Consider the following 24,828-nt stretch of genomic DNA (forward strand, 5'->3'; position numbering starts at 1 on the left):
TCTTGCCAGTTACTGCTTTTTAGCGGCAAAATGCAATCAGATCCAAAATAAATAACAAACGGTACACATGGCTAAACATATTCTTATGCTCAATGGTCCGAATCTGAATCTTCTTGGCACAAGAGAGCCGGAAGTGTACGGCAAGACCACACTGAAAGATATCGAGGCTGCCGCCCATGATCTCGTCACACGGGCAGGCGGACGTTTCTCCAGCTTCCAGAGCAATCATGAAGGGGCGCTGATTGACCGCATTCAGACGGCCCGCACCGAAGGCGTAGAAGCCATCGTCATCAATCCCGGCGGCCTGACCCATACCAGCGTTGCCCTGCGCGATGCACTGTCAGGTGTAGCCATCCCATTTTATGAGGTACACATATCCAATATCCACCAACGTGAATCTTTTCGTCACCACTCCTACCTCTCCGCTATTGCAAAAGGTGTAATATGCGGGTTTGGTATGGATGGCTACCGCATGGCAATTGAATTTGCCCTCAATAACTGAATTTTCTTTTCTCGTATTTTCTGGATTTCTTATGGATCTTCGTAAACTTAAAACCCTGATTGACCTTGTTGCCGAGTCACAGATTGCCGAACTTGAGGTAACAGAAGGCGACAGCCAGGTACGTATTGTCAAAAATGCCCCCGCGCCGGCACCCATATTGATGCAGCCGCAAGCCATGCCGCAATATGGGCCCAATGTTGCGCTGCCACCGGCAACTGCAGCTCCTGCGGCGGCACCGGCAGAAGCTGCAGCACCAGCCGAACCACAGGGTCATGTGGTCAAATCTCCGATGGTGGGTACCTTCTACGCGGCATCCGCTCCAGGTAATCCCCCCTTTGTTGAAGTGGGTGCAACCGTCAGACAGGGAGATACCCTCTGTATTATCGAAGCGATGAAACTGTTAAATGAAATCGAAGCAGATGTTTCCGGTGTCATCAAGCAAATACTGGTAGAAAACGGACATCCCGTCGAATATGCCCAGCCGCTTTTTATCATAGGATAAATCAGGGGGCCTGCCCTCACCTATCCTTCTTTATCTTTTTGATTTTCAGGATGTCCTGACACTATGTTTGAAAAAATTCTGATTGCCAATCGCGGGGAGATTGCATTGCGTATCCAGCGTGCATGCCGTGAGATGGGCATTAAAACCGTGGTGGTTCACTCCGAGGTCGACAGGGAAGCAAAATATGTCCGACTGGCCGATGAATCAGTCTGCATCGGACCGGCACCGTCTGCCGCCAGCTACCTGAATATGCCGGCCATCATCAGTGCCGCGGAAGTCACGGATGCAGAAGCGATTCATCCGGGTTATGGTTTCCTGGCTGAAAACGCCGATTTTGCCGAGCGGGTTGAACAATCCGGCTTTGTTTTCATTGGCCCGTCACCCGAATCCATCCGGCTAATGGGTGATAAGGTTTCTGCCAAACAGGCCATGATCAAAACCGGTGTACCCTGCGTTCCTGGCTCGGACGGTGCGCTTTCTGATGATTCAAAAGAAATCATTCATACCGCACGAAAAATCGGCTACCCGGTCATTATCAAGGCTTCCGGCGGTGGTGGCGGGCGCGGTATGCGGGTTGTTCATACCGAGGCTGCGCTGCTGAACGCCGTGACCATGACCAAGGCAGAAGCCGGAACCGCTTTTGGCAATCCGGAAGTCTATATGGAAAAATTCCTGGAAAACCCGCGCCATATTGAAGTCCAGGTACTGGCAGACCAGTTCAAAAATGCCATCTGGCTGGGTGAACGCGACTGCTCCATGCAGCGCCGCCACCAGAAAGTCATTGAGGAAGCGCCTGCACCGGATATCCCGAGACGCCTGATAGAAAGGATCGGGGAACGCTGTGTGGATGCCTGCCGCAAACTGGGCTTCAGAGGGGCTGGCACGTTTGAATTCCTTTATGAAAAGGGTGAGTTTTATTTTATTGAAATGAACACCCGCGTTCAGGTTGAGCATCCTGTGACAGAAATGATTACGGGTATTGACATCATTCAGGAGCAGATCCGCATTGCCGCGGGCGAAAAACTGCGTTATCGTCAGCGGGATATCAAGCTGACCGGCCACGCAATCGAGTGCCGCATTAATGCGGAAGACCCATACAAATTCACCCCCTCACCAGGAAAAGTCACCGCATGGCACGTCCCGGGAGGGCCGGGTATCCGTGTGGATTCCCATGTCTATGCCGGCTATACCGTTCCCCCCAATTATGATTCCATGATCGGCAAGATCATTTCCTATGGTGAGACACGGGAACAGGCGATCCGGCGTATGCAGGTTGGCCTCTCGGAAATGGTGGTGGAAGGCATTCAGACCAATATTGATCTTCATCGTAACCTGATGTCCGATGCCTGCTTCATTCAGGGAGGGACCAATATCCATTATCTGGAGCAAAAACTGGGCGACATGTTCCAGGATAAACAGAAATAATCAGGAATAATCGTATTCCCCTCATCAGGAGCCGTATGTGAGCTGGAATGAAGTGGTACTGGAAGTCGATTACACGCAAACGGTCCTTTTTTCGGATGCATTGCTGGCTGCCGGCGCCATGGCGGTGACTGTTGAGGACGCCAATGAAGGAACCGATGCCGAGCGCCCGATATTTGGCGAGCCCGGCGCTGACAGTGAAGAGCATGTATGGCAGCGCAGCCGTGTTATCGCCCTGATTTCTGCCGATATCGATACAAACGCCATTATTTCTCTTGCCGCAGGTGAAAGCGGCATGGAGACTCCGCCACCTTTCCTGGTACGGGAAGTCCCGCAAAAGGACTGGGTGCGTGAGACACAGGCCCAATTTGACCCCATTCATATCGGGAAAAACATCTGGGTTGTTCCCAGCTGGCACGAAACACCCACCAGCAATGGCATTGTGCTTGAGCTTGATCCCGGCCTGGCATTCGGCACCGGCAGCCATCCCACAACGCGCCTGTGCCTGGAGTGGCTGGAAGAAAATGTCAGCCCGGGGCAATCTGTGCTCGACTATGGCTGTGGTTCCGGTATCCTTGCCATTGCCGCTTTCAAACTGGGAGCCGCAGCTGTAGACGGTGTGGATATTGATCAGCAGGCCGTTATCACCGCGGGTGAAAACGCCGCTGAAAACCAGTGCGATATTGCGTTTTACCTTCCAGGAAACTATCCGGGAGAGGCAGAAAACCGCCAGTACGATATTGTTGTTGCCAATATCCTGTCAGGCCCCTTGCAGCAACTGGCACAAACGATTGCCTCCCGTTTGAAACCCGGCGGAAAGCTGGTGCTCTCCGGCATTCTGGACTGGCAGGAAAAAGAGGTCATCTCCGCCTATTCTCCCTGGCTGGCTTTATCCCCCTATCATTACCTGGATGGCTGGGTGGCGCTGTCCGGTACGCTTGCTGAAAAGGAAAAGCAGGCGTGATTCTGGTTACCAAATGCCCCCATTGCCAGACAACATTCAGGGTCACGGAAGACCAGTTGAAACTCTATGAAGGTGCTGTACGCTGCGGCGTTTGCCAGCAGATTTTCAACGGAACCGATCATCTTCAGACAGAGCCTCCTGTCCTGACAGACAAGCCAGCTGCTGTCGAAAAAAAGAAAGCCGCGCCTGCTGCACCGAAAAGCTCACCGGCAACGCCGCAGGATACCCCGGCTAAAAAAGCTGTCGTACCAAACAAGCCTGTATCAAAACCCGCCCCACCACAACCCAGGCACGAAGCGGATGATATTACGCTCTCGCTTGCTGATGAGGATATCAATGCCTCATCTTCTGAAAGCGAAGCGCTTTTTGATGCCCTGGAGGAAGAACTCTCCACGATCTCGCTGGAACTGGGACAGGTAACGGGACAGCTTTTCGGCAATGAACTGGAAGAAATGCCGGAGATCGAAGAAGAGGAACCTGACGCGTTAACACCGGAACAGCCTGTTACGATCAATGAGATCGTCAGTGATGAAGCCGTCTATACGAAACCGCCAGCACCTGCAGCCACCACCCGTTTTGGCAATCTCTCCCCATATCCCGATCTGGGTGCGCCGGCGAAAAATACGGTTTATTCCACAGCGCCCCGACTGGATGATGTCGCAGAAGTCGCGCCATCCACGTCTATTGAAGCGGAAGTGGTAGAGCCGGATGATCCTGCCATATTGCGCCACCAGCGTTCCCAGCGTCTTTCTTCGCAAAACCGGGAGCCTGATCCATTGATGGACACCGCTGACAGCCATCATGCCGCTTTTTTTGAACTGGCAGAAGAAGATGACACAGATGATAATCTGTACAATGAACCCAGCTTCGTAACGAAAGGGCGCAGGAAAAAACGAACCGGGCTTTTCTCGGGCACCTTTGTCACTCTGGCAACCATTGCGCTGTTGGGCGCACTTGGTGTGCAGTGCCTGTACATGTTTTCTGACCGTATCGTCGTATGGTGGCCTCCGGCCGAATCCGCCGTGGCAAAGGCCTGCGACATGCTGGCCTGCCCGAGGCGACTGGAAACCCGCATTTCATCCCTGTCAATCGAATCCAGTGAATTACAGGTGATCCCGGAGCTGGGCGACCGGTATACGCTTTCACTCCTTGTCAGAAACAGCGGCTCATCGTACCAGTCATGGCCGCATATTGAGCTGACACTGATGGACCAGGGCAAAAAACCGGTTGTCCGGCGCGCCTTTTCCCCGGCCAACTATCTGCCGGATGCCAACCGCATTATCAGGGGCATTCCGCCTTATTCAGAAGAATCCGTCAAGCTCTATCTTGAAATGAAAACCGAATTCAATGCGGATTACCGTATTGCCCTTTTTTATCCTTAACACCTTACCACTATGTCCTCCTTAATCTGCGGCTCACTTGCTTACGACACGATCATGGCTTTTCCTGATCGTTTTTCCGAATCCATCCTGGCAGACCAGTTGCATAACATCAATGTCTGTTTTCTGGTGCCATCCATGCGCCGGGAATTTGGCGGCTGTGCGGGCAATATTGCCTACAGCCTGAAAATGCTGGGCGGCAATCCGCTGATCATGGCAACAATCGGCACTGACGGCGAACCCTACCTGGAACGGCTGGCCGAGCTGGATATTTCGCGGCGTCATGTCACGACGGTCAAAAAAACCTTCACGGCACAGGCCTTTATCACCACAGACCAGAACAACAACCAGATCACGGCATTTCACCCGGGCGCCATGTCTTTTTCCCACCAGAACAAGGTGGCTGACATTACAGAAAATATTGAGCTGGCAATTGTGGCACCGGACGGGCGTGATGGCATGCTGCAAAATGCCGAAGATTGCGCGGCAAAAGGCATTGCGTTCATCTTCGACCCGGGCCAGGGTCTGCCGATGTTTTCCAAAGACGAGTTACGCCGCTTTATTGAACAGGCAACCTATGTTGCCGTCAATGATTATGAGGCGGCCATGCTGATGCAGGAAACCGGCTGGACGGAAAAAGAAATCGCCTCCCGGGTAAAAGCACTCATCGTCACGCTGGGGGAACGGGGCGCTGAAATCTATGCCGAGGGAGAAAAAATTGTCATCCCCTGCGTCGAGGCGGGAAAAACGATTGATCCGACCGGCTGCGGGGACGCCTTTAGGGCAGGGTTGATCTATGGGCTGACCAATAACAAGGACCTGGCAACCTGCGGTCGGCTGGGCAGCCTGATGGGCGCAATCAAGATCGCGCATCAGGGGCCGCAAGCACACTCACTGACAGCCGCCGAGATTGCCGATCGCTTTGAAAAAGAGTTTGGTTACCGGTACTAGGCCCAGCCTGCGGCAACACCAATGACAAATGCACACCTTGTTTAAAACAGGGTGTGCATTCAGACGATATCCAGATGGATTAAGCGGCTTCTTTTTGAGAAAGCGCTTTCAAGGCAGCAGCAAGACGGCTTTTATGACGGGCAGCCTTGTTCTTGTGAATCCGTTTCTTGTCTGCGATACGATCAATGATTGAAACGGTTTTTGAGAATACTGCCGTTGCAGCTTCCTTGTCACCTGCTTCAATTGCCTTTTTGACAGACTTGATTGCCGTACGCAGTGAAGAACGCTGGCTGGAATTGTGTGCATTCCTTTTCACTGCCTGACGAGCACGTTTGCGTGCCTGCGCGGTATTTGCCATAGTAAAAAATCCTAAAAACCTGTTAAAAATGCGCCCGCATCCAACTCAAATTGCGGCGCAAAAAATTTTTCGTAGCTTTATATTGTAATCGCGTTTCACGCTTCTGACAATGCCTTTACGCGTTTTATTTCAAGCACCTCTGCTTTATGCGGGAAAAGCACCCATGGAAAGATAGCGATCCCCCTGGTCGCTGGCAATAAAGACCATCACGGCATCTTCCACCTCACGGGAAAGCTGTAGCGTCATATGGCAGGAAGCGGCTGATGAAAGACCGCAGAAAAGCCCTTCCTCCCGCGCCAGCCGTCTTGCCATATATTCGGCATAAGCCTGGCTGACCGTCTCTACCCGGTCCACCTTGCTTGGGTCATAAACCTTCGGCATATTGGTTGCCGACCATTTCTGCAGCCCTGGAATGCGGCCGGTGACTTCCGGCTCGATGCCGATCATCTGGATATCCGGGTTCTTTTCCTTGAGGTACTGTGAAATGCCCATGATCGTACCGGTCGTGCCCATACCGCAAACCACATGCGTCACACGACCACCTGTCGCCTCCCATATCTCGGGTCCGGTGGTTTCATAATGGGCACGGGGGTTGTCGGGATTAACATACTGGTCAAGTGTAATGCCTTCCCCTTCTGCCACCATTTTATAGACCAGGCTTCTGGCAAACCCCATGCCGGACTGTTTGGGCGTGAGAATAATTTCCGCGCCGTAAATAGCCATGCACTGCTGCTTTTCCATACTGGTATCTTCCGGCATCACCAGGGTGCAGCGATATCCCTTTCTTGCGGCAATCATCGCAAGCGCAATGCCGGCATTGCCATTGGTTGCCTCAATCAATGTATCCCCCGGATTGAGCTCGCCCCGCGCTTCGGCATATGACACCATGGCATACATCGTGCGATCCTTGACTGACCCGGAAGGATTGTTACCCTCCAGCTTGGCCAGGATGATATTGTTACGCGCTTCACTTTCTTCACCGGGAAGCGTGACAAGGCGCACCAGTGGTGTGTTGCCAATGGTGTTTTCAATGATCGGGAAAGCGGCACTTTTTGTCATCACGTTGTCTGCCTGTCCAGGAGCGCTCTTGCTATTGTACCAATATCCACATATTCCAGTTCTGCGCCAACGGGAACGCCTCTTGCCAGACGGCTGACCCTGATACCCCGTGCCTTGAGCATTTCGCTGATGTAATGCGCCGTGGCTTCCCCCTCATTATTAAAACTGGTTGCCAGCACGACTTCCGTGACCACGCCATCGGTTGCCCTGGCAATCAGCTTGCCAAGATTGATTTCCTTTGGGCCAATGCCATCCAGCGGAGACAGGCTGCCCATCAGAATAAAATACAACCCCTTGTAAGCCAGCGTCTGCTCGATCATCAGCATGTCCGCTGGCGTTTCCGTCACACACAGAAGGCTTTGTTCCCGATCCGGGCTCGTGCACATGGTGCAGACCATCTCTTCGGTAAACGTGTTGCAGCGCTCACAATGCCTGACTTTTTCAATGGCATCTGACAGCGCCACACTTAATTGCCGCGCACCCTCGCGGTCGTGCTGCAGCATGTGATAGGCGATACGCTGCGCGGATTTCGGGCCGATACCGGGAAGCCGCCGTAATGCTTCGGTAAGTGCATAAAGAGAAAGGTTGGACTTCACAGACACAACGAAACTACATTGGCATTTTAAAACCCGGCGGCAGCGGCAACCCGGCAGAAATACTGTTCATCTTTTCCTGCGCGGTCGCTTCGGCCTTCCTGACCGCATCATTAAAAGCCGCGGTGACCAGATCCTCCAGCATTTCCTTGTCATCCCCCATCAGTGACGGATCAATGGAAACACGGGACACATAAAACTTGCAGCTCATCAGAACGGTTACCATGCCGGCGCCGGCCTGTCCCTCTACGATGGTCTGCGCCAGCTCTTCCTGCATTTTCTGCATGTTCTGCTGCATTGCCTGGGCCTGTTTCATCAGTCCCGCCAACTGGTTTTTCATTTAATTATCCTGTCTTTAAATAGGTTTGATGGAATTCGGCACGATGCTCGCCCCGAATTCACGTATCAGGCTTTGTACATAAGCATCATTTTCTATCGTTTCTTCCGCTTCGCGCTGGCGGGCAGCCCGTTTTTCCTGCGCGTTCTGGCTGGCGGTCAGGCCCACCTTTCCGACTTCTGTCGTTACCTTCACTGCGCACTCAAACCGGTTCATCAGGGCTTCCACCAGCTTTTCAACATTGGCAGGCACTGAAAGCGTCTCCATTGGCACACGCAAATGAAACTGCAGCCCGTTTTCCGCCTGCTTCCAGTTGACAAGCTCTGTCTGCTGCGCCAGTTGTTGCGCCATCCCGCGCAAGGGAAGCGCTTCGGCGAGTGCCGGCCAGTTTTCATCCCATGCAATAACCGGTGTTGAAAGCGGTGCATCAGGCTTTTCATCCGTTTCTTCAAGCGGTATGCCTGACAATGCGTCAGCGGGCATTTTCTCGCCTGAAGAAGCCACAGCAGCAGGCGGGCGGACAGAAGTATCGTCTTTCTGATGGACTGAAGGTGCATCGTCAATATCAATCCAGGGCGGCAGATCGTCTACTTTCTCCACAACTTTGGGAGGCGCTTCCCTCTGCGCTGCTGTCCGGATTTTGGGGGCCGGTTCGAGCGTGGCCGTTTTCATTGGGGATGGCTGTCCGGATGGTCGTGTTTTTTGAGTGTTCGGAGAAGCCGCTTTGCCGTTCTCCCCGGAACCGGTCTGATTCTTGCCGGGCTGAAATGCCAGCATGCGCAGCAGGGTCATCGTAAAGCCGGCATATTCATCAGGCGCCAGGCCCAGTTCGTTTCTGCCATGAACCACGATCTGGTAAAAGAGCTGCATCTCTTCAGCGGCAAAACAATCCGCAAAGCGGAGGATCGCTTCATACTCCGGCAAATCATCCGGCAAGGCCGAAGGCGCCGCCTGGGCCAGCGAAATGCGATTGATCAGTACCCCCAGATCCTTCAGGGCGGAACTGTATGAAAGACTGCGTGCCGCCATTTCATCGGCAATCGCCATCAGTGCCTCCCCATCATTTGCCGCCAGGCCATCCAGAATCCGGATCAGATAAGTCTGATCAAGCGACCCCAGCATATCCTGAACCGCCGACAGGGACACATTGCCTGCCGTGTAGGAAATCGCCTGGTCTGTCAGCGAAAGGGCATCACGCATGGAACCATTGGCGCCCTCAGCCAGAAGACGCAGCGCCGGCTTTTCAAAGGCAATCTTTTCCTGCTGGAGCACCTGATCCAGATATTCCACTATCTGTAATGGCGGCATCTGCTTGAGATTGAACTGGAGGCAACGGGAAAGGACGGTCACTGGTATTTTTTGCGGATCTGTTGTCGCCAGAATGAATTTAATATATTCCGGCGGCTCTTCCAGTGTCTTGAGCATGGCATTGAACGCCTGCGCGGTCAGCATATGCACTTCATCAATCATGTAGACCTTGAAGCGGGCGCTGGTTGGCGCATATACCGCCTGCTCGAGCAATTGCAGCATGTCGGCAATACCCCGGTTTGATGCGGCATCCATTTCAATATAGTCCACGAAGCGATCCGCATCAATGGCCAGGCAGGCTTCACAGGCACCGCATGGCTGTGCCGTAATCCCGGTTTCGCAATTCAAGGACTTGGCCAAAAGACGGGAAAGCGTGGTCTTGCCGACACCCCGTGTGCCGGTAAACAAATAGGCATGATGCAATCGCTGGCTTTCCAGCGCATGGGTCAGCGCACGAACGACATGATCCTGACCAACCAGGCTCTCGAAAGTTTTCGGACGATATTTTCGGGCAAGTACCAGATATGACATGCAGCCATTTTACCTTATTGCAGCGTATTCATGATGACACTCGCACACGCACGTTTATCCGTGTCAGATAGAAACGCCACTGGTGCCATAGGGAAAAAATGAAAATGGCGAGCCTGATCTGCGGCACTTGTGAAGGCTGGCTGTGGCTGCTTCGTTCCCGACCTGACCAGATTCACCATTCCACAATGCGCAGGGACCCGCCAGAACGCATTGTACAACAAAGCCGGCATTCTTCAGCAGCTTATATCACCCCCCCCGCATTTACCATTTTATCGCGCTTTTGCACTCATCAGTACGATATTTTCACTATTTTCTTTTATTTTTCAATTACATGACAAAAAACCAAAATCAGGGGGAAACTCTGATTTTTCACAAATCGTTACATCTTCATTTCTAAAATGTCATTTTTGTAACCCCTTGCCTGATGCGGGATAGCCACCGATCAGCCCCAAAATCATAACTAAAAAGAATGAAGCTCTGATTCATTATAATTGACCGCGTATAAAAGGGCTTCTACAATTCGTTCAACTTAACAAGGAACACGTTTCCAATCCGCATATTGTTATCCGTTATTTTTCAATACAACAGGGGAATGGCAGTTCTGCCGGCATCATGCAGAATCCGTGAAACAAAAAAACGTTTCCGGCTGTTTCCACTCCTTCACTCCTGCCAGAAGCCCTCTGGATGCTGGCAAAGCGAGAACGAATTCTCACTATTTTTTAGAACTGAGAATCAGCGCTGAGTAATAAAAGGCAAAAACCTGCAGACACACAGGTTGTCCAGCGCAAGGAAATTCCCCAGGAGGTACTTTATATCTATGCATTACCAAGACACAAACAAACGTTTTTCAGATTATTTTTTCCGGCGACAGAACTGGGTGATTGCCTTTTCCTGCATCGCCGCCATCATTGCCGGCGCCTATCTTTTTCTCCAGTCCTATCAAGGTGGCCGTTATCTTGATCTGCTTCCTTTTTCATCACAAAAAAGCACTGCCCGGGTTATTCGCCTGACGCAGGCAGGTTACTGGGTCAGCCCGACAGCCATCTCGCAGCAACAAAATGAAGAAGATGCTTTCATGGTAAACCCGCAGGAACGCCAATTGCTGGTTGACTGGATATCCAAACGCTATCCCGTTGATTCTGAAGCCACCGAGCTTTTTGTTTCGGCAGCCTATCTGGCCGCACATGAAATCGGCCTGGACCCGCACCTGATCCTGGCAGTCATGGCAATTGAATCCAGCTTCAACCCGGAAGCGGAAAGCCCGGTAGGCGCCCAGGGCCTCATGCAGGTCATGACCAGGGTACACTCGAAGCGTTTTGAACCACATGGCGGTGTGCAATCAGCCAAGGACCCCATCACCAATATCCGGGTCGGCTCTGCGATCCTGAAGGAATATGTTTCCCGAAGCGGTTCTGTTAAGCGCGGCTTGAAGAGTTATGTTGGTGCTGCGGCTTATTCCCATGACTTTGGCTATGGCGCAAAAGTCATGGCTGAGTACAATCGCATGAAACAGGTTTCCCGCGGAAAAAAAGTGCCTACCGCTATCGCATCAAAATCCACGCCGAAAAAACTGGTGCGCTCGGATGCGGATAAGTCCCGGTTTAAAATCTCGCTCCCGGCAAAGGCGGCTGAAGCCACCAGCGCATAACCACGCCACCATCAAACAAATAAATCTCTGATCAACATGTTTTGTGAATGAAGTGCAAAGCGCACGGAGCGCAGCAATTCGTTCACAAGGCGGATTAATCAGAGATTTCCAAGGGTTATATTGAAGCGGGATCTACTTCAATATGCCATCTCGCCCTTGTTTTCAGTGAGCGCAAAGTTGTCATCCATCCTTTAAGGAATTGCTGCATGTCAGCACGCGATACGGATTCCACCAGCAACTGCGCCCGTTCAATATCTCCTATCCGGGTCATCGCCATTGGCACAGGATCATTTACGATGATTCCCGGGTAATCCGCCGCTTCGGCTGCTGTTTTGAGAAATGCCAGCGCGGTATCCAGCTGCCGGGCTTCTGCACAGAGGAGTGCCTGGTAAATAAAAGGGGGCAGTCCTGAGAGCTGGCGCTCTTGAAGCAACTCTGAAGCAAAGCCGTCATAATTGTGCTGCAGCACCGCCTGGTAAAGCGGATGATGCGGATAACGGGTCTGGATAATCACTTCACTGTCGGTTGCCTCATCCATGGCACGACGCCCTGCACGGCCGCCTACCTGCATCAGCTGGGCAAAGAGCCGCTCACTTGCCCGGTAATCATGAGAAAAAAGCGCGTTATCCGGATTCATCACCCCGACCAGGGTCAGGTTCCGGAAATCATGCCCTTTGGCAATCATCTGGGTACCCACCAGGATATCGGCGTCACCGCGATGCACTGTCTCCAGCGCCTCTTGCATGCTGCCTTTTTTTCGGGTTGAATCCGCATCGATCCGGAGAATCCGGGCATCGGGAAAATGCGTTTGCAGACTCTCCTCGATTCGCTGGGTTCCCCGTCCAAAAGGCTTTAAATCAACATAACCACAGGTTGGGCATGAACGCGGAATATAAAGCTCCATGCTGCAATGATGACAACGCAGGCGACGCTGTGGCTTGTGCAGCACCATATAGGCGGTACACCGCTTGCAGGCGCTGACCCAGCCGCAGGCTTCACACGTCAGGACGGGCGCATACCCTCGGCGGTTGAGAAAAAGCAGTGACTGTTCCCCGCGTTCCAGCCGTACCTTGAGCGCCTCAAGCAACGCCGGGCTGAACCCGTCCTGCAATTTATTCCTGCCGGTATCAATCAGCCTGACCTTCGGCAATTCGGCATCGGCCATGGCCCTTTCAGGCAGCACCAGTTTACGGTAACGTCCTGATTCGGCATGCTGCCAGGTTTCAAGTGACGGGGTTGCCGAACCCAGTACAACCGGAATATCCAGTTGCCATGCCCGCCATACGGCGAGATCACGTGCCGAATAGCGCAAGCCCTCCTGCTGTTTGTAGGAAGGGTCGTGTTCTTCATCCACAATAATGAGATCCAGCCGGGGGGCGGAAGCTAAAATGGCCATCCGTGTCCCGAGCAGAATGCGCGCCTTGCCGGTATGGGCAGCCAACCAGTTTCGCAGCCGCTCGCCCTCGCTTAGCTGACTGTGAAGCACGGCAATATCCGTATCCGGGAAGCGCGACCGGATATTGCTTTCGAGCTGGGGTGTCAGGTTGATTTCCGGCACCAGTATCATGACGACAGTATCCGGCTGCCGTTTAAGAACGGTTTCAAACACATGCAGATACACTTCGGTTTTTCCGCTGCCTGTCACCCCATGCAGTAAAATAGGGGAAAAACCTTCTGCTGCCACGATATCGGACACGGCTTCCTTTTGCCCGGCATTCAAATCCGGGGCAACATCCGGTATTTCTTTTTCGCCTGCGTCTTTTTTCCCGCGTTTTTCTGTGGCTTTCAGCGCCCGATTCAATGCAACGGTTTTTTCCGCCCGCAATTTTTTGGGCAGGCTGGGAAGCGCCACTTCCCCAAGCGGCCGTTGATAATAGTCTGCCGCAAAATGGCATAACGCCGCCCACTCGGATGAAACAGGAAACACTTCATCCCTGACAGCAATCACATCTCTTAGCTTCTCATCCGGCACATCCGTCTCATCCAGGATCGCCATGATCAACCCCATGACCTTGCGCTGGCCGAAAGGTACCAGTGCCAGTTGTCCGATTTGCGGTATCGCCGTCTCGTCTGATTCGGCAACCCAGCGATAATCGAAATAAAAGTCAAGGGGGGTATCAATCGCTACCCTGAGGATAAACTGCCGCATGAACTTAATGTAAACCCTACCAATTTTTTATAAGCATAGATTTCGTAAGCCTTTTTTTCACTATCCACAAAGTCTGTGGAAAACTTTGTGGACAATATCCCCTTGACAGGGAATCAGGCCAGCCATGATGCGGCTTTCAATAAAATGCCCATCCGAAATGCAAAAAAAAACTCATTAAAAAACAATTCATTACAAAAATTGCGCAAATGAAAGAATTTTTTTTAACTTTTTTTTTCAAAAAAATATTTGTGCACAACTCAGCCCATGTAAATCAGGGCTTCCCGTTTTTTCCTGTTTGATTCTTGCAACAACCTGTTAAAAAACACGAAAAACGTGGTAATTGGTTTGCCAATTTCAGATCCCCATCTTGCCGAGAATATCGGCAAGCTGCCCGATGAGCAAGGCGACATTGGGATGATTGTTGGTAAATCTGACGGCAAGACCCCTTGCCGCCTCCTCAAGGCCAGCATAGGCAAACGGCGCATGCGCCTCTTTTTCCAGCAGCTTCTGGATATCCTGATCAAGCACAGCCAGTTTTTCCCTCAATTCCGGATCAAGATCCTCTGTCCGGGACAGGCTGGCCTGTATCTGGCTGAGCATGTTTTTCATATCGTTCATTAGCGGCTCCTGTTGTTATTGTGCCTGCAAGGATAATGCAGAAAAGAAAAATGTCCTGAAAAGATTGTAAAACAATTGTCTTAACAAAACCGCTTGACTGATATCACTCAATTAACGGATTATTATGACAAGCTGATTAACTCGACGAGAAGGGAGGCCATATGTATAAAACAATTCTGGTTCCGACAGACGGCACTGCCCTGTCCGACAAGGCCATTTCGGCAGCCATCCAGTATGCCAGCATTCACAAAGGGTGCAAGATTATCGGGATGACCGTCGCCGAACCGCTTCCCCTGACCCAACTGGAAACTTTTACCAAATCCCAGGAATCCGATTACCTGAGTCGTGAGCATAAAATTGCCGAAGAGCGTGTGAACCGGATTGCCGAACAGGCAAAGGCCGCAGGGGTTCCCTTTGACACCGTTATCCTTCAGTCCAGCAAACCACACGAAGAAATCGTGCACGCTGCAGCCAAATATGATTGTGATTGTATTTTCATGGCATCAAACGGACGTAAGGGGTTAAACAAGCTTTTTATCGGCAGTGAAACACAAAAGGTACTGGCAACGACCTCTATTCCTGTGCTGGTTTACCGTTGAGTCGAAATCGTTCAGATCAAAAGCCCGTCTTTAAAAAGACGGGCTTTTTTCCTGGGCGTCTTTTGGCAGCAGCATCCATATTCTGACAGGCTGTTTCATTTTTCCTGCCATTTCACCTGCTTCGCTTCCGAATCCCCAGAAATAATCCAGACGAAGAACGCCCTTGATCGCACCACCGGTATCCTGCGCCATCACCATCCGCTGGAGCGGGATATCACTGTTTGGCTCTGTGGTATCAACAAAAAGCGGTATGCCCAAAGGGATATGCCGCGGATCGACCGCAACAGAACGCCCGCCGGTTAACGGAACGCCCAGCGCGCCCTTGGGACCGGTTCCGGGGTTTTCCAGTTTTTCTTCCCTGAAAAAAACATAACTGGGATTGGCATCCAGTACCTCATTGAATCGCGCCGGATTCTCGCTTAACCACTTTTTGATGCGCTGGGCAGAAGCCTCCTCAAGCTTCATTTCCCCCCTGTCGACCAGATAACGGCCGATGGATCGATAAGGATGGCCATTCTGGTCGGCATACGCGACACGGATGGTTTCGCCGGTCTCTGCAATGTATACACGTCCTGACCCTTGTACCTGCAGGAAAAAGGCATCAACCGGATCGTTTATCCAGACAATTTCCTTTCCGGAAAGGTGCCCGCTTTCGCGGATTTCTCCGCGTGTGGGGTAAGGCACAAGACGGCGTCCATCCAGCCTGCCACGAAGGCGGAGTCCTTTGAGCTGGGGATAGCTGGCAGCCAGATCCACGACCACCAGATCGGCGGGCACCCCATAAAGCGGGGTCTGATACTGCGCGGTTTTTGTCCGTGAGCCGTACAAAAGTGGTTCGTAATACCCCGTAGTCATCCCGGTATCATTGCCGTTACTCAAAACGATCTGCCAGGGTTCGAGCGAGGCTTCAAAAAATGCACGGATCAGCCCTTCTTCTTCGGCATTAACCGTTTCTGCCATCCCGCAGGTTTCCTTCCACTCTGCACGTTTTTTCAATACCCGGCACGAATTCACAAAAGCAGGCCAGGCTTGTGTCACCTTGTCTTTATCCCAGCCGGGCAAGGCGGAAAAATCCATGCGGCGGAGTTCTCTGACAGGCTGTTCCGATGGTTCCACGGGTGTTGTGGAAGGCGCGTCTGTGGTTGTGGTACAGGCAGAAAGCAAAAGGACAAGACTGACAAGCAGTCCGGAAAAACAAAAGGAATAATGGCGCATACGTCTGGTTCGGGAAAACCCGTCTGTGATCAAAAGCTCTATTGTGCGTCTCCCGGGCCAAAAAGCCAACCTTCCGGTATATACCCCTCTTTAATGCAGGGTGCGCGGCAGGCTCAGGGTAAACTCAGGGATGGATACCTCAAACTGTTCCGCATTTTCGGTAATGCACAAGAAAGCACCACGCATGGATCCCTGCGGCGTCGGCAGCGCGGTGCCGCTGGTATATTCAAATACCTCCCCCGGCTTGATCAGCGGCTGGCGCCCGACAACACCCAGCCCCCTGACTTCCTCAATATGGTTATTGGCGTCGGTAATCACCCAGTGACGGGCAATCAACTGGGCAGCAACCTGCCCGGTATTTTTGATGCTGACAGAATAGCTGAAAACATAATTCGAGCGATCCGGCTCGGAGGGCTCATCCAGGTAACGGGATGTTGTGGAGATATCCATATCATAGGTGCTCATGTATTTGTCCTCACTTCTGTTATGTCATCGGCACACATCAATCCATCACAAATTTGCGGCATGCCAGATACCTGAACGGGTTTAGCAGTAAAATAAGGCTTTTCCGGGAAACCAACCCTTCTATTCTTATGACGACCTATCGCATCGCCCCCAGTATCCTGTCTGCGGATTTCGCCAGGCTGGGTGAAGAAGTTCAGCGTGTTGTTGATGCTGGCGCAGACATGATTCATTTTGACGTAATGGATAACCATTATGTTCCCAATCTGACGATCGGTCCGATGGTCTGCCAGGCGATCCGTCCGCTGGTGCAGGTTCCCATTGATGTCCATCTGATGGTCAAGCCGGTGGACCGGATTATTCCTGATTTTGCCAAAGCCGGCGCCAACATCATTTCCTTTCATCCTGAAGCATCAGAACATATTGATCGCTCCCTGCAGTTGATTCATGACAATGGCTGTAAGGCCGGACTGGTTTTCAACCCGGCCACCCCGCTGGATTATCTGCTGCATGTCATGGACAAAATCGATCTTGTCCTGATCATGTCAGTCAATCCAGGGTTTGGCGGACAATCCTTTATTCCCCATGCCCTGAAAAAAATCGAGGCCGCCAGACAACTCATTGACCAATCCGGCAGGGATATCATGCTGGAAGTCGATGGTGGGGTTCATATTGACAATATTGCCGATATCGCCCGCGCCGGCGCTGATACGTTTGTCTCCGGCTCTGCCATTTTCGGCCATGCGGATTACCGCACGATTATTTCTGATATGCGCAGGCAACTTGCCTCTGTCTAGTTTTTTTACCTGTTTCATCATGACCATGCCTGATTCACCTGCAAAACTGAACAATATCCGTGCCGCCATTTTTGATCTGGACGGCACCATGGTTGACTCCGTACCGGATATCCACCTTGCTCTCAATATGATGAAAGCCGACTTTTCCCTGACGGAAATCAGTAGGGATACCGTACGGCGACTGGTCGGCCGCGGCACGGAAAAACTGGTGCGTGACACGCTTTCCATTGACATGGGTCTTAAGCGCGTTGAACACATGCTGCCAGCCGCCCTGACATCGTTTTACCGGCACTATCGCATGACAAACGGATGTTACAGCACGGTATATCCCGGTGTGACGGAAGGTCTGACCCGTATGCGCGAAAACGGGCTGAGGCTGGCCTGCGTCACCAACAAGCCGGCCGTCTTTACCGAACCGCTGCTGGCAAAAAAAGGGCTGTATGCTTTTTTTGACATCATTTACAGCGCGGATTCATTTCCCCGCAAAAAACCCGATCCGCTTCCCATGCTGATGGCCTGTGAGAAATTCGGCATCCCGCCCTCACAGGCAGTCGTCATTGGTGACTCTATCAACGACGGGCAGGCTGCCCGGGCTGCGGGCTGCTCGCTTTTTATCGTGCCTTATGGTTATAATCACGGCAAGCCCGTTACCGAAATTGATTCGGATGGCATTATTCCCGACTTTCTGGCAGCGGCAAACCTGATTCTCTGATTACCGGAACCACTTACCATCATGTTTTTCTGCAAAAAACGGCTTTCAACTCCATCTGACCTGATCTCAGGCGGATTGTGGCGACGCTGGCGAACCTGGCATCAATAACCGGTTTGCCGCTGTCTGCTTATACAAACAGCCGCTTTTTTGAAACCTGTCACATCAATGTGATCTGGAGAAAATCATGACAGAACTTGAATTCAAGGCACTTGCAACGCAAGGCTACAATCGTATTCCCCTTATCATTGAGGCGATCGCCGACCTGGAGACGCCCCTTTCGCTTTATCTCAAGCTGACGCGCGACAATGCGACCTGTTCCTTTTTGCTGGAATCTGTTGTTGGCGGTGAGCGCTTTGGCCGTTACTCTTTTATTGGCCTTCCCGCCACCACACTGCTTCGCGCTTCCGGCATGAAAACTGAAGTCGTGCACAACGGCCAGGTCATCGAAACCCATGAGGGTAATCCCCTGGATTTTATCGCTGAGTACCAGTCCCGTTTCAAGGTGGCGATACGTCCTGGACTGCCCCGTTTCTGTGGCGGTCTTGCCGGTTATTTCAGTTATGACACCGTTCGTTATATCGAGCCAAAGCTGCAGCATTCCGTACCGCCTGATGATCTGGGGCTGCCGGATATCCAGTTGCTGCTGACAGAAGAGCTTGCTGTCATAGACAATCTTTCCGGCAAGCTTTATCTGATCGTTTACGCTGACCCGGGACGCCCGGAAGCGTATATTTCCGCCAGGCGGCGTCTGCGCGAACTGCGATCCATGCTGGATGCACCGGTTATTGTGCCGGATACCGGCCCGAGCGAACGAACCGATGTCATCCGGGAATTTGCCCAGCCTGATTTCTTTGCGATGATAGAAAAGGCGCGTGAATACATCAATGATGGCGAATGCATGCAGGTGGTGTTGGGGCAGCGCCTCAAAAAGCCCTACACGGATTCCCCGCTCTCGCTGTATCGTTCCCTGCGTTCACTGAATCCGTCGCCTTACCTTTATTATTACGACCTGGGTAACATGCACATCGTCGGCTCCTCTCCGGAAATCCTGGTCAGACAGGAAAAAACGGGAGAGGAAACGAAGATCATTGTTCGCCCCCTTGCTGGCACCCGTCCTCGCGGCACGACACCGGAAAAAGACGAAGAACTGGCGGCGGACCTCCTGGCTGATGAAAAAGAAATCGCCGAGCACGTCATGCTGATTGACCTGGCCAGAAACGATATCGGCCGTATCGCCGAAATCGGCAGTGTGCGTGTGACGGAAAAGATGGCGATTGAAAAATACTCTCATGTCCAGCACATCATGTCGCATGTGGAAGGCATTCTGAAACCGGGACTGTCCAGTCTGGATGTGCTGAAAGCCACCTTTCCGGCCGGTACCCTTTCCGGTGCGCCCAAAGTGCGCGCCATGGAAATCATTGATGAGCTTGAGCCGGTCAAGCGGGGCGTTTATGGCGGCGCCTGCGGCTACCTCTCGTTTGGCGGCGAAATGGACCTGGCCATTGCGATTCGTACCGGGATCATACACAAGGAAATGCTGTATGTGCAGGCGGGCGCCGGTGTGGTGACCGACTCCCGGCCAGAGGCCGAATGGCAGGAAACAGAAAACAAGGCCCGTGCCGTCATACGCGCGGCCGAACAGGTTCAGGACGGACTGGATAATTCACTCCACTGACTTTCACCCCTCAAGAGACTGACTCAGAAGAAAAGGCGTGTCAAAGAAAAGCAGAACAAACCGGTTTCGTTCCAGCCTGCCGGCAGACTCTCTGGGGTTTGCCCTGCTGGGTGCGGCACATGCCGTTGCCGGGGTTGAAAACGGAACCGCGCTGCCTGCCGCCCTGTCATCGGTTTTCGGACAAACCGCCATACCGCCACAGGCGGCCGGCGCCATCCAGTATATTGCCTACCGGTGTATGCGGTGCCTGGGACTTTCCCGTACGCTTTTGCGCCTGATGACACAAAAACAGCCGGAGCCTTCCGTTTTACGGGCCCTGCTCTACTGTACGCTTTCCCTGCTGGTTGAGCCGGATGAGAACGGCAATTTACCCTATGAACCGTTTACCGCCGTTAATCAAAGTGTTGCCGCTGCCGCATCCGCACGCTCCCTGTCCCACAGCAAAGGGATGGTAAATGCCGTATTGCGCCGGTTTCTCAGGGAAAAGGATGCATTGCTGGCACAAGCCGGAAAAGATACCGAAGCCGCATGGAATTATCCTGAGTGGTGGGTTCGTGATATGGCCACGGCCTATCCCGAAAACTGGAAATCCATTCTCAACACCGGAAATACCACACCGCCGCTGACACTGAGAGTCAACCATAAAAAAGGGACAACCGCCGCTTATCTGGATCAGCTTTCCCGGGCGGGGATGGATGCCGTACAGGTCGGACCAGCTGCCGTTATGCTGAAAACGCCTGTTCCGGTTTCCCGTATTCCGGGTTTTGCTGAAGGGCGGGTCTCTGTTCAGGATGCCGCCGCCCAGTATGCTGCCTCTCTTCTTGATCTGCAAAACGGCATGCAGGTACTGGATGCCTGCGCCGCGCCCGGCGGGAAAACCGGGCACATACTGGAAACAGCAGATGTCAGGGTACTGGCGCTGGACAAGGATGCCAGGCGGCTTGAACGCATCAGGGAAAACATGCTGCGGCTGGAACTGCAGGCGGACATCAGGCAGGGAGATGCCGCCGCAACCAGCTGGTGGGATGGCAGGCCTTTTGACCGTATTTTGGCGGATGTTCCCTGTACCGCATCGGGTATTGTCCGTCGGCACCCTGATATCCGCTGGCTGCGCCGTAAGGCCGATAAGGACCAACTTACAACACTTTCTGCACAAATTCTCGATAATTTGTGGCAGATGTTGCGCCCAGATGGTAAATTGCTTTTTGTGACCTGTTCGCTCTGGCCTGAAGAATCCGAAATGCAGGCGGCATCATTTGCCCTGAGGCACCAGGCAAAAAGACTGGCAGCTCCCGGGCAATTATTGCCGGTAACAGATCACGAAAACAATCATGACGGGCTTTTCTATGCGCTTTTCCAGAAGAGCACGGCATGATACGCGCTTTGTTTGTGATTGACCCTGGTTTTTTTGCGTGATACGACGACTCTTTCATCTGCTGGCCTCTCTTTTTCTGGCTTTTCTGGTTATGTACCCGATAACCTCGCTGGCAGACGGACCGATTGCGATCGACGCGGTCGAGATAGACAATTCGGATAACGGCTATCGGCTCTCAGCCAGTTTTTCCCTGGAACTGCCCCGAGGACTGGAGGAAGTTCTGCAGCGGGGCATCCCTCTGTATTTCACAACAGAACTTGAAGTCTCACGTCCACGCTGGTACTGGTTTGATGAAAAACCCATAGAAAGCACCCGTACTGTCCGGATTTCCTACAATGTCCTGACGCGCCAGTACAGCGCCACGCTTGTCGGCAGCCTGCAGCAGAATGTCAATTCTCTGGAAGAAGCCCTGAATCTGGTCAGGCACCCACAGCACTGGATTTTTGCGGAAAGCGGACAACTGAAAGCCGGTGAGACCTATTTTGCCGCTGTCCGTATCCAGCTGGATATGTCCTACCTTCCCAAACCCTTCCAGATCAACGTGATCAACAACAGCAGCTGGCGGCTTTCCTCTGAGTGGAAACGCTTTTCCTTCAAGGCTTAAGAGACTTTTGCCGTGACGCGCACGTTCCGCACTATTCTGATCATCGGCGGGGCCATCATGGGCATCCTCCTTTTTCTGCTCGCTTCAGCGGCAGAAAACACCAGCTTTTTTGAACAGCACTATCCCTGGCTTTTGGGGCTGAATATTCTGGTGGGCATTGCCCTTCTGGTTCTGATTGTGCTGATGCTGGTACGCCTTTTCAGGCGATACCGCCGTGGCCGCTTCGGCACCCGCCTGATGATGCGCCTGGTGCTTTTGTTTGCATTGATGGGCATTATTCCCGGCGCTGTCATTTATGCGGTATCCGTCCAGTTCGTTTCCCGCTCGATTGAATCCTGGTTTGATGTGCGTGTCGAAGCCGCGCTGGATTCCGGCGTCAAGCTGGGACAGAATATTCTCGAATCATTCCTGTCCGATCTGAATGCACGGGCGGAACAGTTGTCGACAGAGCTTTCCTCACTTTCCCTGTCCGAACAGATGCTCGCCTTATCCCGTGTGCGCGATGACAAGAACCGCGTGGAAGCAACGATCGTCACCTCCGGTGGCCAGATTGTTGCCACCTCCAGTGCTGACTACCAGAACCTGATGCCGGATCTGCCAACGCCAGCCATGCTGCAACAGGCCGCAACAACATCACGTTATCTGGCCATTGAGGGAGAATATGACGATCCCCAAACCTCCAATATGGATGAAACGGCACTGCAATTGAGAGTGATCGTTCCGATTCCCAAAACCGTGGGAATCACCTACCAGAAAGAACAGTATTTCCTGCAGGTGATCCAGCCGATTTCCACGTCGCTGGCCATGGATGCAGAAGCATTGCGGGCGGCCTACAGCGAATATCAGGTACGCTCACTTTCACGTTCGGGATTGCGCAAGATTTATATCGTCACGCTGACGCTCACACTGCTTCTCGCCGTATTTGCCGCCATTGCCGCAGCATTCCAGATTGCCGCCAATCTGACACGCCCGCTTCTGCTGTTGGCGCAGGGAACAAAAGCCGTTGCAGAAGGCAATCTGTCACCCCGGCGGGCAGCAACCACTTCGGATGAGCTGGGCACACTGATACAGTCATTCAACGATATGACATTCCAACTGGCAGAAGCCCGGGAACAAACTGAGAAGAGCCGCATAGACCTCGAAACAGCAAAAGCCTACCTGGAGTCGGTGCTTGCCAATATGTCTGCCGGCGTTATCGTTTTAGACAACGCATTCCGTCTGGTCAGCGGCAATGAACCGGTTACACGGATTTTGCGTCAGAATCTCCAGACACATATTGGTGAGCCGCTTTCCGGCATTGCCGGACTGGGCACTTTTTCAGCCGCTGTTACCCAGGCCTTTTCCGAGCTGAGTGCCAAAACCGCCGCAAGCGGCAGTGAACCGGAAGGACAGCACTGGCAGAGACAGATTGAAATCCCGAACCTCAATGCCGATGATGAGGAAGCGCATGACATCATGTTACTTGCCCGCGGTTCTCGTCTGCCGGTTGAAGGGGAAAGGGGTTACATCGTCGTTTTTGACGACATGACGGACATCATCTCTGCCCAGCGCTCTTTAGCATGGGGTGAGGTCGCCCGGCGGCTTGCCCATGAAATCAAAAACCCGCTGACTCCCATCCAGCTATCTGCAGAACGCCTGCAAATGAAATTGGAGAAAAAACTGGAAGCGCCGGAGGCACAGTTCCTTGATAAAAGCACCCAGACTATTGTCAACCAGGTAACCGCCATGAAACGGATGGTGGATGACTTCCGTAACTACGCCCGCACACCCCCTGCGCAACTGGCTCCACTGAATTTGAATAATCTCGTTGAAGACATTACGCACCTGTATACCGGTGACGATGCACGCGATATCGTTCATACCAGCCTTTCTCCAGACCTGCCATGGATCATGGGAGATGAGACCCAATTGCGGCAGGTCATACACAACCTGCTTCAGAATGCCCTTGATGCCATTGCCGAAGACAGTCATGAGCAAAAAGAACCGCCACGGGTGGATGTCATCACAGAAAAAGTCACGTATCATAATGCCGCGAATGAAATCTGCATTGCAGTGCGACTCTCCGTCAGGGATAATGGTCCGGGATTTCCGCAAAAAATTCTTTCGCGTATTTTTGAGCCCTATGCGACAACGAAAGAACGGGGAACCGGCCTGGGTATGGCCGTTGTCAAAAAAATTATTGACGAACATCACGGAAGAATCGATGTTCAGAACCGGCAGGACATCAATGGTGCCGTGGTATCCATTTTACTGTTACAGTTGGCACCGGAAACAAAGCTGGCATAATGCAGGTAGACAAGTTTGAGGAGACGTAACCGTCAGAGCAGGTAAATATGGCAAAAATCCTGGTAGTTGATGATGAAATAGGTATACGGGAATTACTCTCGGAAATCCTCTCTGATGAGGGGCATGTGGTATATACCGCCGAAAATGCGCAGCAGGCACGTGAATCCCGGGCAACAAAAGCGCCGGACCTGGTTCTGCTCGACATCTGGATGCCGGACACCGACGGGATATCCCTTCTGAAGGAATGGCGCCGGGAAAATCTCCTGAGCATGCCGGTCATCATGATGTCCGGCCATGCCTCCATCGATACAGCGGTAGAAGCAACACGTCACGGTGCACTGGGTTTTCTGGAAAAACCGATTGCGCTTCAGAAACTCCTGAAAGCCGTTGAACATGCCTTGCATAATCTGGCAGAAAAAACGCAGGCGATTGTCCACTCTCTGGCAGATCTGACGCAAATGACACCAGAAACGGCATCGGCAAGACCCGCAAGTATTGCGCCATCCACGAATGCCCCACAACCCAATCGGACGACACTCTCATCCAATCCATACTCCCTGCTGAATTTCAATCTCCCCTTGCGGGAAGCGCGGGATATGTTTGAACGTATCTATTTCGAACATCATCTCATTGTGGAGGGCGGCAGTATGACCCGTGTGGCGGAAAGAGCCGGACTGGAACGCACGCACCTGTACAGAAAACTCAAGCAGCTCAATATCGAACCACAGAAGCTGCCAAAGAAAAATAACTAGGGCGTGTTAACACGCCCAAATCTCTTGCCC

General features: G+C 52.5%; 24 protein-coding genes and 1 other RNA gene. 15 read left to right on the top strand and 10 right to left on the bottom strand.

The annotated features are described in order from the left end of the window. Window positions 1–67: 67 nt before the first annotated feature. The 6 genes from aroQ (at window position 68) to NB640_RS05320 (ending at window position 5,720) form a co-directional block, all read left to right on the top strand. Window positions 68–502 (top strand): type II 3-dehydroquinate dehydratase, encoded by a 435-nt coding sequence (gene aroQ, locus NB640_RS05295; protein ID WP_269310153.1) that lies wholly within the window; start codon window positions 68–70, stop codon window positions 500–502. A gap of 31 nt (window positions 503–533) precedes the next feature. After that, window positions 534–1,004 carry an acetyl-CoA carboxylase biotin carboxyl carrier protein gene (accB, locus tag NB640_RS05300; RefSeq protein ID WP_269310155.1) on the top strand — a complete coding sequence of 157 codons (471 nt, stop codon included), beginning with the start codon at window positions 534–536 and terminating at the stop codon, window positions 1,002–1,004. 63 nt (window positions 1,005–1,067) lie between these two features. Then, window positions 1,068–2,429 (top strand): acetyl-CoA carboxylase biotin carboxylase subunit, encoded by a 1,362-nt coding sequence (accC, locus tag NB640_RS05305; protein WP_269310157.1) that lies wholly within the window; start codon window positions 1,068–1,070, stop codon window positions 2,427–2,429. Between the two features lie 37 nt (window positions 2,430–2,466). Further along, window positions 2,467–3,390, top strand: a complete 924-nt coding sequence (gene prmA, locus NB640_RS05310) for a 50S ribosomal protein L11 methyltransferase (RefSeq protein WP_269310159.1) — start codon at window positions 2,467–2,469, stop codon at window positions 3,388–3,390. Further along, window positions 3,387–4,772, top strand: a complete 1,386-nt coding sequence (locus NB640_RS05315; protein ID WP_269310160.1) for a zinc-ribbon and DUF3426 domain-containing protein — start codon at window positions 3,387–3,389, stop codon at window positions 4,770–4,772. Before prmA ends, NB640_RS05315 begins: the two co-directional genes overlap by 4 nt. 12 nt (window positions 4,773–4,784) lie before the next feature. Further along, window positions 4,785–5,720, top strand: coding sequence for a carbohydrate kinase family protein (locus NB640_RS05320; RefSeq protein ID WP_269310161.1), 936 nt, complete (start codon window positions 4,785–4,787; stop codon window positions 5,718–5,720). Between the two features lie 79 nt (window positions 5,721–5,799). Here the strand turns inward: NB640_RS05320 and rpsT are convergent, their stop codons facing one another. From rpsT to ffs, 6 genes are all read right to left on the bottom strand, one after another. Then, window positions 5,800–6,078, bottom strand: a complete 279-nt coding sequence (gene rpsT / locus NB640_RS05325) for a 30S ribosomal protein S20 (protein ID WP_269310163.1) — start codon at window positions 6,076–6,078, stop codon at window positions 5,800–5,802. 144 nt (window positions 6,079–6,222) lie between these two features. After that, window positions 6,223–7,137, bottom strand: coding sequence for a cysteine synthase CysM (gene cysM / locus NB640_RS05330; protein WP_269310398.1), 915 nt, complete (start codon window positions 7,135–7,137; stop codon window positions 6,223–6,225). Continuing rightward, window positions 7,137–7,733: a recombination mediator RecR gene (recR, locus tag NB640_RS05335; RefSeq protein WP_269310165.1), complete on the bottom strand. Its 597-nt coding sequence runs from the start codon at window positions 7,731–7,733 to the stop codon at window positions 7,137–7,139. Before recR ends, cysM begins: the two co-directional genes overlap by 1 nt. 13 nt (window positions 7,734–7,746) lie before the next feature. Continuing rightward, window positions 7,747–8,070: a YbaB/EbfC family nucleoid-associated protein gene (locus NB640_RS05340; RefSeq protein WP_269310166.1), complete on the bottom strand. Its 324-nt coding sequence runs from the start codon at window positions 8,068–8,070 to the stop codon at window positions 7,747–7,749. A 15-nt stretch (window positions 8,071–8,085) separates the two neighbouring features. Then, complete coding sequence (gene dnaX, locus NB640_RS05345) at window positions 8,086–9,906, bottom strand: DNA polymerase III subunit gamma/tau (RefSeq protein WP_269310167.1); 1,821 nt, start codon at window positions 9,904–9,906, stop codon at window positions 8,086–8,088. 103 nt (window positions 9,907–10,009) lie between these two features. Continuing rightward, window positions 10,010–10,108: signal recognition particle sRNA small type (gene ffs / locus NB640_RS05350), an RNA gene on the bottom strand. 615 nt (window positions 10,109–10,723) lie between these two features. Here ffs and NB640_RS05355 point away from each other — a divergent pair. After that, entirely contained in the window at window positions 10,724–11,554 is an 831-nt protein-coding gene (locus tag NB640_RS05355; protein WP_269310169.1) for a lytic transglycosylase domain-containing protein, read from the top strand. Window positions 11,555–11,669: 115 nt separating this feature from the next. On the opposite strand, the gene NB640_RS05360 is transcribed toward NB640_RS05355, so the two are convergent. Together NB640_RS05360 and NB640_RS05365 are read right to left on the bottom strand one after the other, a co-directional pair. Beyond that, window positions 11,670–13,703 carry a primosomal protein N' gene (locus tag NB640_RS05360; RefSeq protein WP_269310171.1) on the bottom strand — a complete coding sequence of 678 codons (2,034 nt, stop codon included), beginning with the start codon at window positions 13,701–13,703 and terminating at the stop codon, window positions 11,670–11,672. A 354-nt stretch (window positions 13,704–14,057) separates the two neighbouring features. Continuing rightward, window positions 14,058–14,321 (bottom strand): DUF4404 family protein, encoded by a 264-nt coding sequence (locus NB640_RS05365; protein WP_269310173.1) that lies wholly within the window; start codon window positions 14,319–14,321, stop codon window positions 14,058–14,060. A 161-nt stretch (window positions 14,322–14,482) separates the two neighbouring features. Between NB640_RS05365 and NB640_RS05370 the strand changes: the two genes are divergently transcribed. Beyond that, window positions 14,483–14,920: a universal stress protein gene (locus NB640_RS05370; RefSeq protein ID WP_269310174.1), complete on the top strand. Its 438-nt coding sequence runs from the start codon at window positions 14,483–14,485 to the stop codon at window positions 14,918–14,920. Between the two features lie 30 nt (window positions 14,921–14,950). Here NB640_RS05370 and mltA read toward each other — a convergent pair whose 3' ends face one another. Both mltA and apaG read right to left on the bottom strand, forming a co-directional pair. Then, complete coding sequence (mltA, locus tag NB640_RS05375; protein ID WP_269310175.1) at window positions 14,951–16,135, bottom strand: murein transglycosylase A; 1,185 nt, start codon at window positions 16,133–16,135, stop codon at window positions 14,951–14,953. Between the two features lie 90 nt (window positions 16,136–16,225). Then, window positions 16,226–16,600, bottom strand: coding sequence for a Co2+/Mg2+ efflux protein ApaG (gene apaG / locus NB640_RS05380; protein ID WP_269310176.1), 375 nt, complete (start codon window positions 16,598–16,600; stop codon window positions 16,226–16,228). A gap of 128 nt (window positions 16,601–16,728) precedes the next feature. Here apaG and rpe point away from each other — a divergent pair, with 128 nt between their 5' ends. The 7 genes from rpe to NB640_RS05415 all read left to right on the top strand — a co-directional run bounded on the left by rpe (window position 16,729) and on the right by NB640_RS05415 (window position 24,798). Beyond that, window positions 16,729–17,394: a ribulose-phosphate 3-epimerase gene (gene rpe, locus NB640_RS05385; RefSeq protein WP_269310177.1), complete on the top strand. Its 666-nt coding sequence runs from the start codon at window positions 16,729–16,731 to the stop codon at window positions 17,392–17,394. Between the two features lie 25 nt (window positions 17,395–17,419). Beyond that, a complete protein-coding gene (locus NB640_RS05390) occupies window positions 17,420–18,106 on the top strand; it encodes a phosphoglycolate phosphatase (protein WP_269310178.1) in 687 nt (228 codons plus the stop codon). A 184-nt stretch (window positions 18,107–18,290) separates the two neighbouring features. After that, window positions 18,291–19,781, top strand: a complete 1,491-nt coding sequence (gene trpE / locus NB640_RS05395; protein WP_269310179.1) for an anthranilate synthase component I — start codon at window positions 18,291–18,293, stop codon at window positions 19,779–19,781. Window positions 19,782–19,818: 37 nt separating this feature from the next. Beyond that, window positions 19,819–21,156, top strand: coding sequence for a 16S rRNA (cytosine(967)-C(5))-methyltransferase RsmB (gene rsmB, locus NB640_RS05400; RefSeq protein ID WP_269310180.1), 1,338 nt, complete (start codon window positions 19,819–19,821; stop codon window positions 21,154–21,156). A 37-nt stretch (window positions 21,157–21,193) separates the two neighbouring features. Then, complete coding sequence (locus NB640_RS05405; RefSeq protein WP_269310181.1) at window positions 21,194–21,760, top strand: DUF4390 domain-containing protein; 567 nt, start codon at window positions 21,194–21,196, stop codon at window positions 21,758–21,760. 12 nt (window positions 21,761–21,772) lie between these two features. Then, entirely contained in the window at window positions 21,773–24,046 is a 2,274-nt protein-coding gene (locus tag NB640_RS05410) for a sensor histidine kinase (RefSeq protein ID WP_269310182.1), read from the top strand. Window positions 24,047–24,093: 47 nt separating this feature from the next. After that, window positions 24,094–24,798: a response regulator gene (locus tag NB640_RS05415; RefSeq protein WP_269310183.1), complete on the top strand. Its 705-nt coding sequence runs from the start codon at window positions 24,094–24,096 to the stop codon at window positions 24,796–24,798. Window positions 24,799–24,828 lie beyond the last annotated feature (30 nt).

This window comes from Oxalobacter vibrioformis, from assembly GCF_027118995.1.
Classification (GTDB): domain Bacteria; phylum Pseudomonadota; class Gammaproteobacteria; order Burkholderiales; family Burkholderiaceae_D; genus Oxalobacter; species Oxalobacter vibrioformis.